13 protein-coding genes are annotated in these 16,609 nt (G+C 72.3%); 7 read left to right on the top strand and 6 right to left on the bottom strand.

Features of this window, described 5'->3' with window-relative positions; genetic code table 11:
* A partial coding sequence (locus tag ACWEN3_RS06575; protein WP_452966479.1) for a PucR family transcriptional regulator ligand-binding domain-containing protein occupies positions 1–687 on the bottom strand: 687 nt, incomplete at its 3' end.
* Positions 688–860: 173 nt separating this feature from the next.
* Here ACWEN3_RS06575 and ACWEN3_RS06570 point away from each other — a divergent pair.
* Genes ACWEN3_RS06570 through ACWEN3_RS06560 form a run of 3 tightly spaced genes read left to right on the top strand, consistent with a single transcriptional unit; the run spans position 861 to position 5,040 of the window.
* A complete protein-coding gene (locus tag ACWEN3_RS06570; RefSeq protein WP_452966476.1) occupies positions 861–2,321 on the top strand; it encodes a sodium:solute symporter in 1,461 nt (486 codons plus the stop codon).
* A gap of 56 nt (positions 2,322–2,377) precedes the next feature.
* Positions 2,378–3,358, top strand: a complete 981-nt coding sequence (gene speB, locus ACWEN3_RS06565) for an agmatinase (RefSeq protein ID WP_452966474.1) — start codon at positions 2,378–2,380, stop codon at positions 3,356–3,358.
* Positions 3,355–5,040, top strand: a complete 1,686-nt coding sequence (locus ACWEN3_RS06560; protein ID WP_452966472.1) for a thiamine pyrophosphate-binding protein — start codon at positions 3,355–3,357, stop codon at positions 5,038–5,040. Before speB ends, ACWEN3_RS06560 begins: the two co-directional genes overlap by 4 nt.
* Here ACWEN3_RS06560 and ACWEN3_RS06555 read toward each other — a convergent pair.
* Both ACWEN3_RS06555 and ACWEN3_RS06550 read right to left on the bottom strand, forming a co-directional pair.
* On the bottom strand, positions 5,024–5,227 hold the full coding sequence (locus ACWEN3_RS06555; protein WP_452966469.1) for a DUF397 domain-containing protein: 204 nt from the start codon (positions 5,225–5,227) through the stop codon (positions 5,024–5,026). The two genes, ACWEN3_RS06560 and ACWEN3_RS06555, sit on opposite strands and share 17 nt — an antisense overlap.
* Before the next feature lie 8 nt (positions 5,228–5,235).
* Entirely contained in the window at positions 5,236–6,087 is an 852-nt protein-coding gene (locus ACWEN3_RS06550) for a helix-turn-helix domain-containing protein (protein WP_452966468.1), read from the bottom strand.
* Between the two features lie 143 nt (positions 6,088–6,230).
* On the opposite strand from ACWEN3_RS06550, the gene ACWEN3_RS06545 reads away from it, so the two are divergent.
* Positions 6,231–6,635, top strand: a complete 405-nt coding sequence (locus tag ACWEN3_RS06545; protein ID WP_452966465.1) for an ATP-binding protein — start codon at positions 6,231–6,233, stop codon at positions 6,633–6,635.
* A gap of 5 nt (positions 6,636–6,640) precedes the next feature.
* Here the strand turns inward: ACWEN3_RS06545 and ACWEN3_RS06540 are convergent, their stop codons facing one another.
* The 3 genes from ACWEN3_RS06540 to ACWEN3_RS06530 form a co-directional block, all read right to left on the bottom strand.
* Positions 6,641–7,786, bottom strand: coding sequence for an RNA polymerase sigma factor (locus ACWEN3_RS06540; protein WP_452966463.1), 1,146 nt, complete (start codon positions 7,784–7,786; stop codon positions 6,641–6,643).
* An 8-nt stretch (positions 7,787–7,794) separates the two neighbouring features.
* Positions 7,795–8,202: a YciI family protein gene (locus tag ACWEN3_RS06535; protein WP_452966460.1), complete on the bottom strand. Its 408-nt coding sequence runs from the start codon at positions 8,200–8,202 to the stop codon at positions 7,795–7,797.
* Between the two features lie 125 nt (positions 8,203–8,327).
* Positions 8,328–10,556 (bottom strand): glycosyltransferase family 39 protein, encoded by a 2,229-nt coding sequence (locus ACWEN3_RS06530; protein ID WP_452966458.1) that lies wholly within the window; start codon positions 10,554–10,556, stop codon positions 8,328–8,330.
* Between the two features lie 149 nt (positions 10,557–10,705).
* Here ACWEN3_RS06530 and ACWEN3_RS06525 point away from each other — a divergent pair, with 149 nt between their 5' ends.
* The 3 genes from ACWEN3_RS06525 to ACWEN3_RS06515 all read left to right on the top strand — a co-directional run bounded on the left by ACWEN3_RS06525 (position 10,706) and on the right by ACWEN3_RS06515 (position 16,583).
* On the top strand, positions 10,706–11,629 hold the full coding sequence (locus ACWEN3_RS06525) for a serine hydrolase (RefSeq protein WP_452966455.1): 924 nt from the start codon (positions 10,706–10,708) through the stop codon (positions 11,627–11,629).
* A gap of 86 nt (positions 11,630–11,715) precedes the next feature.
* Positions 11,716–12,744 (top strand): esterase-like activity of phytase family protein, encoded by a 1,029-nt coding sequence (locus ACWEN3_RS06520; RefSeq protein ID WP_452966453.1) that lies wholly within the window; start codon positions 11,716–11,718, stop codon positions 12,742–12,744.
* Positions 12,745–12,863: 119 nt separating this feature from the next.
* Positions 12,864–16,583: an ABC transporter ATP-binding protein gene (locus tag ACWEN3_RS06515; RefSeq protein WP_452966450.1), complete on the top strand. Its 3,720-nt coding sequence runs from the start codon at positions 12,864–12,866 to the stop codon at positions 16,581–16,583.
* The last annotated feature ends 26 nt before the right edge of the window (positions 16,584–16,609 follow it).

Genomic DNA, 16,609 nt, shown 5'->3' with positions numbered 1-16,609 from the left:
CCGCGCCAGACCCGCGAGCGCCTCGGCCACCCCCTCGGCCGGCCGCCGGCCCGCCCCCGCGATCTCCGCGCCGTCGGGGCCGTAGAGCACCGCCCGGCCGGACAGATGGCGCGCCAGACGGTGGAGCACCGAGGGGACCGGGTCCGGGCGGGCGGCGGCGGCCGCGAGGCTCTGCTGGGCCTCGGTGACCCGGCGCAGCTCGGCCAGCCGTGCCTGCGCCATCAACTGCCACACCGCGCGGGCCACCCCGGAGAAGGTGGTCTGCGGCGGGACCTCCAGCAGGGGCAGGCCGTGGTCGTCGCAGGCGGCCACCAGGGCGCGCGGGACCGTGTCGTGCACCGGGGCCAGCCCGAAGCCCAGGGCCGCGCCGCCCGCCGCGACGATCCGTGAGACATAGCCCTCGAAGTACTCGCCCGGTTCCGACCGCGCTCGACCGGCGGCGCCCCCGTCCGCCGCCTCCGGGATGTGCACCCCGGCCGTGAGCAGCAGCTCGCCGCCCAGCAGATACGGGTAGGGGTCGGCCATCTCCGAGGTGTGCGCCCAGTGGATCACGATGCCCGGGTCCGTGGGGCCCGCGATCTGGCGCAGGGCCAGGTCCTCCCGGGCCAGCAGGGCCGGCAGCGGGACCGGTGGGGTCGGTGGGACCGCTGGGGCGATCGTCTCCGGCATGGTGTGCGTTCCCTCCATCCCGGCCCGTTCATATGGATGAAACGTACACTTCGCAGTCGCTTTCCGGCCACCTAGTGTCGGTCCGGAACCGGCAGCCGCGGGTACGGGCGGATGTCCCCGCGATCCGCTGCCGGCACGTCTCCGCCATCTCTGCACGACACGCCACCGGAAAGCGCGAAGGAGGGCCCCGCATGGCCGTCGACTACACAGTGATCGTCGTCTATCTCGCCGGGATGCTGGCCGTGGGCTGGTGGGGCATGCGCCGCGCCAGGTCCAAGAGCGACTTCCTGGTGGCCGGCCGGCGCCTCGGGCCCGCGATGTACTCCGGCACCATGGCGGCCATCGTCCTCGGCGGCGCGTCCACCATCGGCGGTGTGGGCCTCGGCTACCAGTACGGCCTCTCCGGCGCCTGGATGGTCCTCACCATCGGCCTCGGCCTGCTGGCCCTGTCGGTGTTCTTCTCCGCCCGCATCGCCCGCCTGAAGGTCTACACCGTCTCCGAGATGCTGGACCTCAGGTACGGCGGCCGCGCGGGCGTGATCTCCGGCGTGGTCATGTGGGCGTACACCCTCATGCTCGCGGTCACCTCGACGATCGCCTACGCCACGATCTTCGACGTCCTGTTCGACATGAACCGGACCGTGGCGATCGTCCTCGGCGGCTCGATCGTCGTCGCCTACTCGACCCTCGGCGGCATGTGGTCCATCACGCTGACCGACATGGTCCAGTTCGTCGTCAAGACGATCGGCGTGCTGCTCCTGCTGCTGCCGATCGCCGTGGTCCGGGCGGGCGGCTTCAGCGAGATGAAGGCCAAGTTGCCGGCCTCGTACTTCGACCCGCTGGGCATCGGCGGCGAGACGATCTTCACCTACGTCCTTATCTACACGTTCGGCATGCTGATCGGCCAGGACATCTGGCAGCGCGTCTTCACCGCCCGCAGCGACCGGACCGCCAGGTGGGGCGGCACGGTGGCCGGCACCTACTGCCTGGCCTACGCCGTCGCCGGCTCGGTGATCGGCACGGCCGCCAAGGTGCTCTACCCGAAGCTGGGCAGCCCCGACGACGCCTTCGCCACCATCGTCAAGGACGAACTTCCCGTCGGCGTGCGCGGGCTGGTGCTGGCCGCCGCCCTGGCGGCGGTGATGTCCACCTCCTCCGGCGCCCTGATCGCCTGCGCGACGGTCGCCAACAACGACATCTGGTCGCGGCTGCGTGGGGCGGTGCGCCGGGACGGCGATCAGCACGACGAGGTGTCGGGCAACCGGGCGTTCATCCTGGTCATGGGCCTGGCGGTGATCGGCACGGCGATCGCGCTCAACGACGTCGTCCAAGCCCTGACGGTCGCCTACAACCTCCTCGTCGGCGGTCTGCTCGTCCCCATCCTCGGCGGGCTGCTGTGGAAGCGCGGCACCGTGCAGGGGGCGCTCGCCTCCGTGATCGTCGGCGGTCTCGCCGTCATCGGTCTGATGGCGGGCTACGGCATCCTCGCCAACGAGCCCGTCTACTACGGTCTGCTGTCCTCCCTCGTGGCCTATGTCGCCGTCTCCCTGGCGACGCGGCCCACCGACGAGACCGTCCTCGCCGTCTGGCGCGAGCGCCTGGCCGGACGGTCCCCCGAAACCATGTCCGAACCGGTCCCGGCTCACCAGTAGAGTCATATGGAAAGCAGTACATGCGCGACGAAGCGCAGGAAAGAAGGCATTTCATCATGAGCAGCAACGAGACGCCCCGCGGCCCCGTCGACTCCTCCCGCATCCCGCGGTACGCCGGTCCCGCGACCTTCGCCCGGCTGCCCCGGCTGGACGAGGTCGGCACCGCCGACGTCGCCGTGGTCGGCGTGCCGTTCGACTCCGGCGTCTCGTACCGGCCGGGCGCCCGCTTCGGCGGCAACGCGATCCGCGAGGCGTCCCGGCTGCTGCGCCCGTACAACCCGGCGCAGGACGCCTCCCCCTTCGCCCTGGCGCAGGTCGCCGACGGCGGCGACATCGCGGTGAACCCGTTCAACATCAACGAGGCCGTCGACACCATCGAGGCCGCCGCGGACGAGCTGCTCGGCACCGGCGCCCGGCTGATGACCCTGGGCGGCGACCACACGATCGCCCTCCCGCTGCTGCGCTCGGTCGCGAAGAAGCACGGCCCGGTCGCCCTGCTCCACTTCGACGCACACCTCGACACCTGGGACACCTACTTCGGCGCCGAATACACGCACGGCACCCCGTTCCGCCGCGCGGTGGAGGAGGGCATCCTCGACACCGAGGCGCTCTCCCACGTGGGCACCCGCGGCCCGCTCTACGGCAAGCAGGACCTCACGGACGACGAGAAGATGGGCTTCGGCATCGTCACGTCCGCCGACATCTACCGCCGGGGCGCCGACGAGGTGGCCGACCAGCTCCGCCGGCGCATCGGCGACCGCCCGCTGTACATCTCCATCGACATCGACTGCCTCGACCCGGCCCACGCGCCCGGCACCGGCACCCCGGAGGCGGGCGGCATGACCTCCCGCGAGCTGCTGGAGATCCTGCGCGGCCTGGCGTCCTGCAACCTGGTGTCGGCGGACGTGGTGGAGGTCGCGCCGGCGTACGACCACGCGGAGATCACCTCGGTCGCGGCCTCCCACACGGCCTACGAACTGACCACCATCATGAGCCGCCAGATCGCGGCGGCCCGGAAGGACGCGGAAGCCAAGTGACCCACGACCACGACCTGGTACTCAGCCCGACCGCCGCACAGCGGGAAGCCGCGCTGAACCCGCCCCCGGGCCGCAACGGCGGAGACCTGGTCGTGGAGACGCTGGCCGGGCTCGGCGCGACGACGGTCTTCGGCCTGCCCGGCCAGCACGCCCTCGGCATGTTCGACGCCCTGCGCCGCTCGTCCCTGCGGTACGTGGGCCTGCGGGTGGAGAACAACGCGGGCTTCGCGGCCGACGCGTACGGCCGCGTCACCGGCGAGGCCGCCCCGCTGCTGCTGTCGACGGGCCCCGGCGCGCTGACCTCGCTCGCGGCCCTCCAGGAGGCGGCCGCGGCCTCCGCACCCGTGCTGGCGATCAGCAGCCAGATCCCGACGGCGGGCCTCGGCGGCGGCCGCCACGGCTACCTCCACGAACTCCCCGACCAGGCGGCCTCGTTCCGGGGCGTGGTCAAGTCCGTCCACACCGTCCGCGCCCAGTCCCAGATCCCCTCCGCCGTCGCGGCGGCCTGGAAGTCGGCGCTGACCGCCCCGCACGGCCCGGTGTGGGTGGAGATCCCGCAGGACGTGCTGCTCGCGGAGACGTCCCTGCCGGTGGTGACGGCGCCGGACGCGACCCCGGAGGACCTGGTCCCGCGCCTCGAACTGACCGCGGTGGCCGCGCACCTGCTCTCCGGTGCGGCCCGCCCGGCGATCATCGCGGGCGGGGGAGTCGTACGGTCGGACGCGTCCGGGAAGCTGCGGGCGCTGGCCGAGAAGCTCGACGCGCCGGTGGTCACCACCTTCGGCGGCAAGGGCGCCTTCCCCTGGGAGCACCCGCTGTCCCTCCGGTCCTGGCTGGAGGACCGCCACACGACCGACTTCCTGGAGGACGCGGACGTCCTGCTGGTGGTCGGCTCGGGGCTGGGCGAACTCTCCTCGAACTACCACACGTTCAGGCCCCGCGGCCGGGTGATCCAGATCGAGGCCGACCTCGGCAAGCTGGAGGCCAACCACCCGGCGCTCGGCATCCACGCGGACGCCCGCCTCGCCCTCCAGGCGCTGCTGGAGACGGTGGAGGAGCGGACGGACGCCTCGGCGCCGGAGCGGGTACGGGAGGTCCTCGCGAAGGTGGCGGCCCGCATCGCCGGCCAGGAACTGACCCTGGAACAGGACGTGCTGGCGTCGGTCCGCCGCGCCCTGCCGTCCGCCTCTCCGTCCTTCTGGGACATGACGATCCTGGCGTACTGGGCCTGGTCGGCGTTCGACCCCCGGGGCACGAACACCATGCACTCGGCCCAGGGCGCCGGCGGCCTCGGCTACGGCTTCCCCGCGGCCCTGGGCGCGGCCGCGGCCGACCCGACGCGGCCGGTGCTGGCGGTGTCCGGCGACGGCGGCGCCCTGTACTCCGTCGCCGAACTGGCCACGGCCCGCCAGTACGACCTCCCGGTCACCTGGCTGATCGTCGACGACGGCGGCTACGGCATCCTCCGCGAGTACATGACGGACGCGTTCGGCCAGGCGACGGCGACGGAGCTGACGCGTCCCGACTACGTGGCCCTCGCGGAGTCCTTCGGCGTCCCCGCCGTCCGTACGACCCCCGAGACCCTGGAGGAGGACCTGGCCAAGTCCCTGTCCACCCCGGGCCCCTCGGTGGTCGTCCTCCCTGCGGTACTCCGCACGTTCGCGCCTACGCACCTGGGCTGACGCGGGCCTCCTTCAGAGCCTCGATGAACGGCGCGAAGGCGGCGGCCGGGACGGTGAGCATGGCCCTGGCCGGGGCTTTCGAGTCCCGGATGGCTATGTGGGTGCGGAGGTCGGCGACTTCGACGCAGGCGTTGCCTTCGCCACCGCCGGAGAAGGACGACTTGCGCCATATGAAGGGGGCGGTCATGGTGCGCCTCACAGCTCTTTGGCCAGCTTGTGGATGAAGTCACGAGAACGTTCGGGCTCGAGTGACACTGCTTCTACCCTACGGAAAAGCGTACGAAAGCGGCCGAGTTGGGCCTCGGCGTCGATGAAGAGCGTGCCGTACGGGCCGTCGCGCACCACGGTGTCCAGTCGGGAGACGGGACCACCGGCGTACACCATGGCGCTACCGGCACCGGCGAAGGCGTCCAGCTCGAAGGGGATGACCCGCACGGTGACGTGAGCGGCGTCGGACAGTTCCAGGATGCGGGCGAGCTGGGCCCGGGCCGCGGCACGCTGTCCCACCCTGATGCGCAGGGCCGCTTCGTGGATCACGGTCTCGTACGGGATCGGGTCGGGACGCTCGATGATGACCCTCCGCCTCATACGGTGATCCACCCAGCGTTCGAGCTCGCCGCTCGGGAAGTCCGGGTTCACGTACGAGAAGAGGGCGCGCGCGTACTCCTCGGTCTGAAGAAGGCCGGGCACGTGCAGGAAGTCCACGTCCCACCGATAGCTCGCGTGATGTTCCAACTCGGAGAGGTCCAGGAACGAGTTCGGCAGCGAACCCCGGTACTCCTCCCACCAGCCGCTCGTGCGGTCGTTGGCCATGGCCACCAGTGCGTCGATCAACTCGGTGTCCGTGCAGGCGTAGTGCGCCGCGAGCCGTCGAACGCGCTCTTCGCTCACGCCCGCCGTTCCGAACTCGATCTGACTCACCTGCGCCGAGTCCGTCCCGAGCAGCCTAGCGGCCTCGCGTCCCTTGAGTCCTGAGGCCTCACGCAGTTTCCGCAGCTCTGCACCGAGTCGCGCCTGGCGTGCGGTGGCCTCTTTCCTGCGCGCCATGTCTTCCTCCCGCGACCAAATCCGCTGAGGCGCAGCCTCGTTCAGGGGGAGATTATGGCAACGACTTGCATGGTCCCAAATTGTGGCCCTACCGTCGGTGACGCATCGCACACGCAACGGAACCGCACCGGAGTTGATGACGCATGTCCGAGACCTGGGACTACACCCTCTACATCCCCAACGACCTCAGAGCGGTGACCGTCTGCCGCCGCACCCTGCGCCTGATCCTCACGCTGCACGGCCTGATCGGTCTGGTCGACACCGCCGAACTCCTCGCGACGGAGCTGATCTCCAACGCCGTACGCCACACCAAGGGGCCGGCCGCGCTGAGGGTCCGCCGCGGCACGCGGGGCGTGGTCTGGATCGGGGCGTGGGACACCGACCCCGTTCCGCCGGACCCGCCACGGCCGCTGGACCAGGTCGTGCACCGGGAGGACGGAAGGGGGCTGGGACTGGTGAGCACCTGTGCCGACTTCTGGGGATGGCAGCCGTCGGCCAGGTTCGGGGACCGGGGGAAGTACGTGTGGTGTGAGCTGAGGGCCGCCTGACGCCGTCAGTGAGGTCGGCGGGAGTTGAGGCGGGCGGCCTGGCGGGTCAGGTGGTCGCGTTCGGCGAGGTTGGGAGCCTTCTGGGCCGCCTCGGCGTAGAGCCGGGCCGCCGTCGTCAGGTCGCCGTCGCGTTCGTGGAGGTACGCGGCCACCGCGGTGTGGCGGGGCAGTGAGGCGTCCAGGCCCGCGAGCGCGGCGAGGCCGGCGCGGGGTCCGTCCGCCTCGCCGACGGCGACCGCGCGGTTGAGGCGGACGACCGGGCTGTCGGTCAACTCGGTGAGTTCGTCGTACCACTCGACGATCTGCACCCAGTCGGTCTCCTCGGCGGTGGGCGCGTCGGCGTGGAGGGCCGCGACGGCGGCCTGGGCCTGGAACTCGCCCAGCCGGTCACGGGCGAGGGCCGCCTGGAGGATCCCGACGCCCTCGGCGATCGAGGCGGTGTCCCACCGGCCGCGGTCCTGCTCGGCGAGCGGGACGAGGCTTCCGTCGGGCGCGGTGCGGGCGGCGCGCCGGGCGTGGTGGAGCAGCATGAGGGCGAGCAGCCCGGCCACCTCGGGGTGGTCGACCCGCGCCGCGAGCTGCCGGGTGAGCCGGACGGCCTCGGCGGCGAGGTCGATGTCGCCGGAGTAGCCCTCGTTGAAGACCAGGTAGAGGACGCGCAGCACGGTGGCGACGTCGCCGGGCTGGTCGAAGCGCACGCCGGAGACGGTGCGCTTGGCCCGGCTGATGCGCTGCGCCATGGTCGCCTCGGGCACCAGGTAGGCCTGGGCGATCTGCCGGGTGGTCAGGCCGCCGACGGCACGCAGGGTGAGCGCGACCGCGGAGGCGGGCGTCAGTGACGGGTGGGCGCACAGGAAGTAGAGCTGGAGCGTGTCGTCCACCGCGGGCGCGGGCCCGGGCGCCGGCTCCTCGTCGACGACGTTCTCACGCCGGCGGCGGGCGGCGTCCGCCCGGGTCGCGTCGAGGAAGCGGCGCCAGGCCACGGTGACCAGCCAGCCCTTCGCGTCCCGCGGCGGGTCGGCCGGCCAGACGCGGACCGCCTCGACCAGGGCGTCCTGTACGGCGTCCTCGGCCGCCGCGAAGTCGGCTCCGCGGCGGACGAGGACGGCGAGCACGCCCGGGGTGAGGCTGCGCAGCAGGGCCTCGTCCATGGGCGAGGTCACTCCGTGATGGTGGGCGGCGCGGCGAGGAAGGGGCGCACCTCGAGCCACTCGTGGATCGGCTTGCCCCCCGCTCCGGGGGCGGCCGACAGTTCCCCGGCCAGCTCGACGGCGCGCTCGTAGCTGTCGACGTCGATCACCATCCAGCCGGCGATGAGGTCCTTGGTCTCGGCGAAGGGGCCGTCGGTGACCGGGGGGCGCCCCTCGCCGTCGTACCGGACCCACGCGCCCTCGGGGGCGAGCGCCTGACCGTCGACGAACTCGCCGGTCTTCTCCAGCCGGGCCGCGAAGTCGTGCATGTACTGCATGTGCGCCGAGATCTCCTCCGGCGTCCACTGGTCCATGCACACGTCGTTCACCGGAGCCGGAGCGCCGCGGTAGTGCTTCAGCAGCAGGTACTTCGCCATGGTCTTCTCCTCGATGCTGGTGCGTCCATTCTGGCCGCGTTCACCTGGGAGACGGAGCCGGTCACGGGATCTCGACATGCCCGCCCAACTTTTTTTCGGGCTCGCCGTGAGGGGTGCGGCGGAGACTAGCCGACGTCCGACGGGTCCAGGCGGTAGAGCGCCGACCGGGCCGCGGAGGAGGAGCCGGAGGAAGACGAGGAGCCGGAGGAAGACTTCGATGTCCTGCCGTAGGCGCTCTCCTTCACCGCCGTGCCGTGTTTCTTGATCCAGTCGGTCACCTCGGTGCTGAGGTGGTCGCCGCCGCCGGGGCCGCCGCCCATGCCGCCGCCGGTCTGGACGTAGTGCAGCTCGCCCTTCTGCACCAGTTCCTTCAGCCTGGCCACGGTCATCGCCCGGTCGGTGCCGGTGAAGCCCCACATGGAGATGACCGGCACCCGGCTGCTCAGCTCGATCTGGGCGGCGCTCTGGGAGTCGGACACCGCCAGCAGCCACTTCGCGCCGTCCTGGTGCTTCTTCAGGTAGGCGATCAGTTCGGTGCTCGCGCCACCGCCCATGCCGCCCCCGCCGAAGCCGCCCATGCCACCGCCGCGCCGGCCGGTGGAACCGCCCGTGCCGCCCGTGGTGTTCGGGGGCATGCCGCCCGTCTCGCCGTTTCCGCCGGGAGCCCGGCCGCTCCGGCCGCCGCCGGGCAGCTCGCCGCCTCCCGGAAGCGTGCCGCCGCCCGGCATCCCGCCCGGTCCGTTGCCGGGCACGGCGCCCGTGCCGCCGCCGGGCATGCCGCCGCCCGGCAGCTCCCCGGCGCCGCCCGCCTCCACGCCGCCGTTCCCCCGGCCGCCCGGGAAGCCGCCCGGTCCGCCTCCGAAGCCGCTGCCCGTGGACGGGCCCGCCGTGGGGTTCGTGCCGCCCATGCCGCCGCCGGAACCCGAGGGCACCGACCAGGCGTACGCCGCCGGTCCCGCCACCGCGGCGATCACCGCCGCCGCCGCGGAAGCCGCCAGCAGCCGTCCCCGGTCGCCGGAGCGGAAGAGGAACAGGCCCGCGATCGCCGCCGCCATGACCACGCCGACGCAGGGCCACAGCCAGGCGTGCCAGCCGGACGCCCGGCGCAGCAGCACGATCGCCCAGGCCCCGGTCACCGCGAGGGCCACCGGCAGGACCCACGCCCAGCGCCGGTCCGTGCGCAGCGCCCGCCACAGCAGCACCCCGCCGCCACCGCACAGCGCCGCGATGCCCGGTGCGAGGGCCGTCGTGTAGTAGGGGTGCATCGTGCCCTCGGCCATGCTGAACGTCAGGTAGTGCAGGGCCGTCCAGCCGCCCCACATCACCAGCGCGGCGCGCGTGAGGTCGGTGCGCGGAGCCCGGCCGCACCGCACCAGACCGCCGACGCAGGCGATCGCGGCGAACGGGATCAGCCAGGAGATCTGGCCGCCGAGGACGTCGTTGAACATCCGGCCGATCCCCGCGGAACCGGAGAAGCCTCCGCCTCCGCCACCGCCCATGTTGCCCTCGCCGCCGAGGACCCGGCCGAGGCCGTTGTAGCCCGTGATCAGGTTCCAGGCGGTGCCGTCCGTCGAGCCGCCGACGTACGGGCGCTCGGCGACGGGGACCAGGGAGACCGCCGCCGCCCACCAGAAACCGGCGACGGCCAGCACCACCGCCGACAGGGCCAGGTTGACCACGCGCCGCAGGAGCGGCAGCCGGGTCGCGTACAGGTAGACCGCGAAGACGGCGGGCAGGGCGATCCAGCCCTGGAGCATCTTGGTGTTGAAGGCGAGCCCGAAGCAGACCGCCGAGCCGAGCAGGGGCAGCAGCCGGCCGTTCCCCACCGCGCGCAGGGCCAGCGCGGCGCCGCCGGTCATCAGCAGGACCAGCAGCGTGTCGGGGTTGTTGTCACGGTCGATGGCGACCGTGATCGGGGTCAGGGCGAGGACCAGCGCGGCGATCGCCGCCGCCGTGTGCCCCCACACCCGCCGCACGGACGAGTGCAGGATCCGGATCGTCGCCAGCGCGGCCACGATCACCGGCGCCATCATCTGCCAGGTGCCGAAGCCGAGGAGACGGCACGACAGGCCCATGACCATGAGGGCGAGGGGCGGTTTGTCGACGGTGAGGAAGTTGCCCGCGTCCAGCGAGCCGAAGAACCACGCCTTCCAGCTCTGCGTACCGCTCAGGACGGCCGCGCTGTAGAAGCTGTTGAGGCCGGAACCGGACAGGTTCCACGCGTAGAGCAGCGCCGCCAGCAGCATGATGGCGAGCAGCACGGGGAGCGACCAGCGGGGCGCCCGCTCCGGCGGTGCGGGCGGACCGGGAGACGCGGTCGTCGTGCGGGGGAGGGGATCGGTGGCAGAGGTCACCGGTGCACCTTGCAGACCGGCCATGGGTGCGCGCTGTGGCCCACCTGGGGAAGAGCTGTCAGTCCGGGCGCCGAACAGCCCGGATGCCGGACCGTTTTGCCACGAACAGGTGTGCAACCTTTGGGCCACCCCCGTGAGTCAAGGGGGGTATGAATCCCCGGACAACCAGACGCACCGGAGCGCTCGCGGCGGCTCTCGGCGCCGCGCTGCTCATACCCGCCGTGACCGCCGCCACCCCGGCCGCCGCGGCCACGCCCACCGTCAGCTGCACGTCGGCCAAGGCGGGCCTGGCCGCCAAGCTGCAGAAGGACATCACGGCCGCCCTCGCGAACCGCAAGAGCACGGTCGCCGTCGGCCTGTACGACCGCAGCACCAGCACGACCTGCACCCTGCGCGCCACCAGCTCCTACGACTCGGCCAGCACCGTCAAGGTCACCGTCCTGGCCACGCTGCTGTGGGACGCCAAGAAGCACAACCGGTACCTGACCGACACCGAGTCCTCGCTCGCCAAGGCCATGATCACCAAGTCGGACAACGACGCGACGACCAAGCTGTGGAAGCAGCTGGGCATGACGAAGATCAAGGGCTTCCTGGCCGCCGCCGGGATGACGAGGACCGTGCCCGGCGCGAACGGCTACTGGGGTCTGACCCAGGAGAACGTCACCGACGAGCAGAAGCTGCTCAAGCTCGTCACCGCCAAGAACAGCGTGCTGAGCGACAACTCCCGTGCCTACATCCTGAAGTTGATGGGCCAGGTCATCTCCTCGCAGCGCTGGGGCACGCCCGCCGGCGCGCCGTCGACCGTCTCCGTGCACGTCAAGAACGGCTGGCTGCAGCGCTCCACGCACGGCTGGCGGGTGCACAGCCTCGGCACCTTCAACGGCGCGGGCCACGACTACATGATCTCGGTCCTCACGCAGGACAACAGCACGATGGACTACGGCGTCACCACCATCCAGAACGTCGCCAAGGCGATCCACAAGGACCTGGTGCCGACGACCGCGGGCGTCGCGCGCTACACCCCGACCAGCGAGCCCCGCGAGGCGTTCGTCGCGGTACCGCCGCGGGGCTGACGAGGATCTGACGCGGGGTCGGCGTACGGCCGGCGCTTCACGAGGCGGTCTCCCGTACGACGCCCACCGGTTCTACGGTGACGGCCATGCGCCTGAGAACCGTACTCGCCACCCTCACCGCCGGCCTGGCGGCGGCCACCTGCCTGACCGCCGCCGGGCCCGCTAGCGCCAACCCGCCCGTCGACCACGCCTGTTCGCCCGGCGTGTCGCTCGACCGCTTCTCCGACGTGCTCGACAAGACGTCGTACGACGGCACGTTCGTCGGCAACTTCTCCGCCCTCGCCGTGGACCGGGACGGCTCGATCGCCGCGCTGGAGGACCGCTCGTCCCTCTTCGACCTGGACCCGAGGACCCTCCGGCCGAGGGCGGCCGTCCACCTCGCCGACGAGAACGGCGCCGACCTCGACTCCGAGGGCCTCGTCGTCGACCGCGACGGCACCCGGCTCATCAGCTCCGAGACCGAGCCGTCCGTACGGCGCTACTCCCGCGACGGCAGGATCCTCGACCGGCTCCCGGTGCCCTCCTCGCTGCTCGTCGCCCCGGCCGGCCGCGCCACCGCCAACCAGACCTTCGAGGGCCTGACCCTGCTGCCCGGCGGCCACACCCTGCTGGCCTCCATGGAGTACGCGATCTCCGGCGACTCCGCCGGCATCGTCCGCTTCCAGACCTGGGAGCGCCACCGGGGCCGCTTCGATCTCGCCGCGCAGTACGCCTACCGGACCGACGCCGGGCTCGGCGTGCCCGAGGTCCAGGCCACGCCCGACGGCCGCCTCCTGGTCCTGGAGCGCGGCTTCACCCCCGGCGTCGGCAACACCGTCCGCCTCTACCTGGCCGACCTCCGGCACGCGACGGACACCAGCGGCATCGAGAACCTGACCGGCCGGCCGGGCGTGCGCCTGATCGGGAAGACCCTCCTGGCCGACATCGCGACCTGCCCCTCCCTCGGCGCCACGGCCAGGCAGCCCCAGCCGAACCCGCTGCTGGACAACATCGAGGGCATGACCGTCACCGGCCGTGACCGCACGGGCCGCCTGAAGGTCCTCCTGGTCAGCGACGACAACCAGAACCCGGCCCAGACCACCCGCTTCTACTACCTCCGCGTACGAACCCCCTGAGACGGGCCGTCCGGCGGGCCACCCCCGTGACGCGTCCCTCATTCGTGACAGCGGGATGAAATCGGCGTCCGTGCGCGTTGGTGACTTGCGGTAGATCAGGACGAACTGGAGGCACCCGCGTGGGACCGCAACGGGGATGGGCACGACGGCTGGCGGGCTACGCCTGGCGGTATCCGAAGGACGTCGTCCTGGCCCTGGCGTCGTCGCTGGCCGGCATGGCCGTCACGGCCGTCGTGCCCCTGATCACCAAGGTGATCATCGATGACGTGGTCGGCGCCCACACCCGGACCATGGCCCCCTGGGCCGGCGCCCTGATCGGCGCGGCCCTGCTGGTCTACGCCGCCACCTACGTCCGCCGTTTCTACGGCGGCCGGCTCGCCCTCGACGTGCAGTACGACCTGCGGACCGAGATGTACGGCACGATCACCCGCCTCGACGGCCGCCGCCAGGACGAGCTGTCGACGGGACAGGTCGTCGGCCGGGCCACCAGCGACCTCCAGCTGATCCAGGGTCTGCTCTTCATGCTTCCCATGACCCTCGGGAACGTCCTGCTCTTCCTGGTCTCCCTGGTGATCATGGCGTGGCTGTCGCTGCCGCTGACCCTGGTCGCCCTGGCCGTGGCCCCGGCCCTCTACTGGATCGCCAAGCGCAGCCGAGGCAAGCTCCACCCGGCCACCTGGTACGCCCAGGCGCAGGCCGCCGCCGTCGCGGGCGTGGTCGACGGCGCCGTGAGCGGCGTCCGTGTGGTCAAGGGCTTCGGGCAGGAGGCCCAGGAGACCGGCAAGCTGCGCGAGGTCGGCCGGCGGCTGTTCGCGGGGCGGCTGCGCACCATACGGCTGAACAGCAGGTACACCCCCGCACTCCAGGCCGTCCCGGCGCTCGGCCAGGTAGCCATGCTGGCCCTGGGCGGCTGGCTCGCCGTGCGCGGCCACATCACCCTCGGCACCTTCGTCGCCTTCTCCACCTACCTGGCCCAACTGGTCGGCCCGGTCCGCATGCTCGCGATGGTCCTCACCGTCGGCCAGCAGGCCCGCGCGGGCACCGAGCGCGTGCTGGAACTGATCGACACCGAGCCGACCCTGACGGGCGGCAACAAGGAACTGCCCGCGGACGCGCCGGCCACCGTCGAGTTCGACGACGTGTCCTTCGGCTACGACACCGGCCCGAAGGTCCTCGACGGGCTCAGCTTCGAGATAGCCCAGGGTGAGACCCTCGCCGTGGTCGGCTCCTCCGGCTCCGGCAAGTCCACCCTCTCCCTGCTGCTGCCGCGGTTCTACGACGTCACGCACGGTGCCGTCCTGATCGGCGGCCACGACGTGCGCGAGCTGACCCTGGAGTCGCTCAGGGCCGCGATCGGACTGGTGCCGGAGGACTCGTTCCTCTTCTCGGACACGGTCCGCGCCAACATCGCCTACGGCCGCCCGGACGCCTCCGAGGAGGAGATCGAGGCCGCCGCCCGCGCCGCCCAGGCGGACCGTTTCATCCGGGACCTGCCCGAGGGCTACGACACCACGGTCGGTGAGCAGGGCCTGACCCTCTCCGGCGGCCAGCGTCAGCGCGTCGCGCTCGCCCGGGCCCTGCTCACCGACCCCCGGCTGCTGGTCCTGGACGACGCCACCTCCGCCGTGGACGCGCGCGTCGAGCACGAGATCCACGAGGCGCTGAAGCAGGTCATGGAGGGCCGTACGACCCTGCTGATCGCCCACCGCCGCTCCACCCTGAACCTCGCCGACCGCATCGCCGTCCTCGACGGCGGCCGGCTCGCCGACGTCGGCACCCACGAGGAACTCCAGCAGCGCTCCGCCCTCTACCGCCGGCTGCTGACCGACCCGGACGAACTGGGCGGGGTCTCCCCGGGCCACGCGCTGCCGGCCGAGCCGCAGGAGGACAACTCCGTCCGCGAGGAGCTGGACGCCGAGTTCGACGCCGAGCGGGGCGTGACCCCCAGGCTGTGGACGGGCGACCGCGAGCCCAAGGACCAGGCGCTCTCCGGCACCCCCGCCACCCCCCAGCTCCTCGCCCAGGTGGAGGCGCTGCCCCCGGCCACCGACACCCCGGACGTCGACGAGGGCCGGGCGGTCCTGCCGGAGGACTCCTACGGCCTGCGCCGCCTCCTGCACGGCTTCGGGCTGCCCCTGCTCGTGAGCCTGCTGCTGGTCGCCGTGGACGCGGGCGCGGGCCTGCTGCTGCCGGTGCTGATCCGGCACGGCATCGACGCGGGCGTGACGAAGCTGGCCCTCGGCGCCGTGTGGTCGGCCTCCCTGATCGCCCTGCTGCTCGTGCTGGTGCAGTGGGTCGCGCAGATCGGCGAGACCCGGATGACCGGGCGTACCGGCGAGCGGGTCCTCTACACGCTGCGGCTGAAGATCTTCGCGCAGCTCCAGCGGCTCGGCCTCGACTACTACGAGCGCGAACTGACCGGCCGGATCATGACGAGGATGACGACGGACGTCGACGCCCTCTCCACGTTCCTGCAGACCGGTCTGGTCACCGCGTTCGTCTCGGTCGTCACCTTCTTCGGCATCATGGTCGCCCTGCTGGTGATCGACGTGCAGCTGGCGCTGGTCGTCTTCGCCACGCTGCCCCCGCTGGTCGTGGCCACCTTCTTCTTCCGCCGGGCGAGCGTGAAGGCGTACGAGCTGGCCCGCGAGCGGGTGTCGGTGGTCAACGCCGATCTCCAGGAGTCCGTGTCCGGCCTGCGGATCGTGCAGGCCTTCCGGCGGGAGCGGGACGGCGGGCGGCGGTTCGCCGAGCGCAGCGACAGCTACCGGCAGGCACGGATCCGCGGCCAGCGGCTGATATCGGTCTACTTCCCCTTCGTCCAGCTGCTGTCCTCGGTGGCCGCGGCCGCCGTGCTGATGGCGGGCGCGAGCCGGGTGCAGGCGGCCACCCTCACCACGGGCGCGCTGGTCGCGTACCTGCTCTACATCGACCTGTTCTTCGCCCCCGTCCAGCAGCTCTCCCAGGTCTTCGACGGCTACCAGCAGGCCACGGTCTCGCTGGGCCGCATCCAGGAGCTGCTGCGCGAGCCGACGTCCACCAGGTCCGCGGACGAGCCGCTCCAGGTGCCGTCGCTCCGGGGCGAGGTCGCCTTCGAGGACGTGCACTTCGCGTACGGCACCGACAACGAGGCGCTGACCGGCATCGACCTGCGGATCCCGGCGGGCCAGACGGTGGCCTTCGTCGGCGAGACGGGGGCCGGCAAGTCGACCCTGGTCAAGCTGGTGGCGCGGTTCTACGACGCCACGGGCGGCCGGGTCACGGTCGACGGGACCGATCTGCGCGCGCTGGACCTCACCTCGTACCGGCACCGCCTCGGGGTGGTCCCGCAGGAGGCCTATCTCTTCCCCGGCACCGTCCGTGACGCCATCGCCTACGGCCGTCCCGACGCCACCGACGCCGAGGTGGAGGCGGCGGCGCGGGCGGTCGGCGCCCACGAGATGATCGCCACCCTCGACGGCGGCTATCTGCACGAGGTCGCCGAGCGGGGCCGCAACCTCTCGGCGGGCCAGCGCCAGCTGATCGCCCTGGCCCGCGCCGAGCTCGTCGACCCGGACATCCTGCTCCTCGACGAGGCCACGGCCGCGCTCGACCTGGCCACGGAGGCCCAGGTCAACCAGGCCACCGACCGGCTGGCGGGGCGCCGTACCACCCTGGTGGTCGCCCACCGCCTGACCACGGCCGCACGTGCGGACCGGGTGGTCGTGATGGACCGCGGCCGGGTCGCCGAGGACGGCACCCACGAGGAGCTGCTGGCCCGCGGCGGCCGGTACGCCGAGCTGTGGCGGACCTTCGTCGGGCAGTCCGAACCGGAGGAGCCGGTCGGCGTGTCCAGCTGACGCCCCGTTGACGGTCGTGCAACCAT

Source organism: Streptomyces sp. NPDC004561 (assembly GCF_053602155.1).
The sequence above is the reverse complement of the archived record's forward strand: the minus strand, read 5'-3'. Positions and strand labels throughout refer to the sequence as shown.

Coding starts and splice junctions, on each gene's coding strand:
- ACWEN3_RS06545 (WP_452966465.1), top strand. CDS start 6,231: ATGTCCGAGACCTGGGACTACACCCTCTACATCCCCAACGACCTCAGA.
- ACWEN3_RS06540 (WP_452966463.1), bottom strand. CDS start 7,786: ATGGACGAGGCCCTGCTGCGCAGCCTCACCCCGGGCGTGCTCGCCGTC.
- ACWEN3_RS06520 (WP_452966453.1), top strand. CDS start 11,716: ATGCGCCTGAGAACCGTACTCGCCACCCTCACCGCCGGCCTGGCGGCG.
- ACWEN3_RS06550 (WP_452966468.1), bottom strand. CDS start 6,087: ATGGCGCGCAGGAAAGAGGCCACCGCACGCCAGGCGCGACTCGGTGCA.
- speB (WP_452966474.1), top strand. CDS start 2,378: ATGAGCAGCAACGAGACGCCCCGCGGCCCCGTCGACTCCTCCCGCATC.
- ACWEN3_RS06555 (WP_452966469.1), bottom strand. CDS start 5,227: ATGACCGCCCCCTTCATATGGCGCAAGTCGTCCTTCTCCGGCGGTGGC.
- ACWEN3_RS06525 (WP_452966455.1), top strand. CDS start 10,706: ATGAATCCCCGGACAACCAGACGCACCGGAGCGCTCGCGGCGGCTCTC.
- ACWEN3_RS06570 (WP_452966476.1), top strand. CDS start 861: ATGGCCGTCGACTACACAGTGATCGTCGTCTATCTCGCCGGGATGCTG.
- ACWEN3_RS06535 (WP_452966460.1), bottom strand. CDS start 8,202: ATGGCGAAGTACCTGCTGCTGAAGCACTACCGCGGCGCTCCGGCTCCG.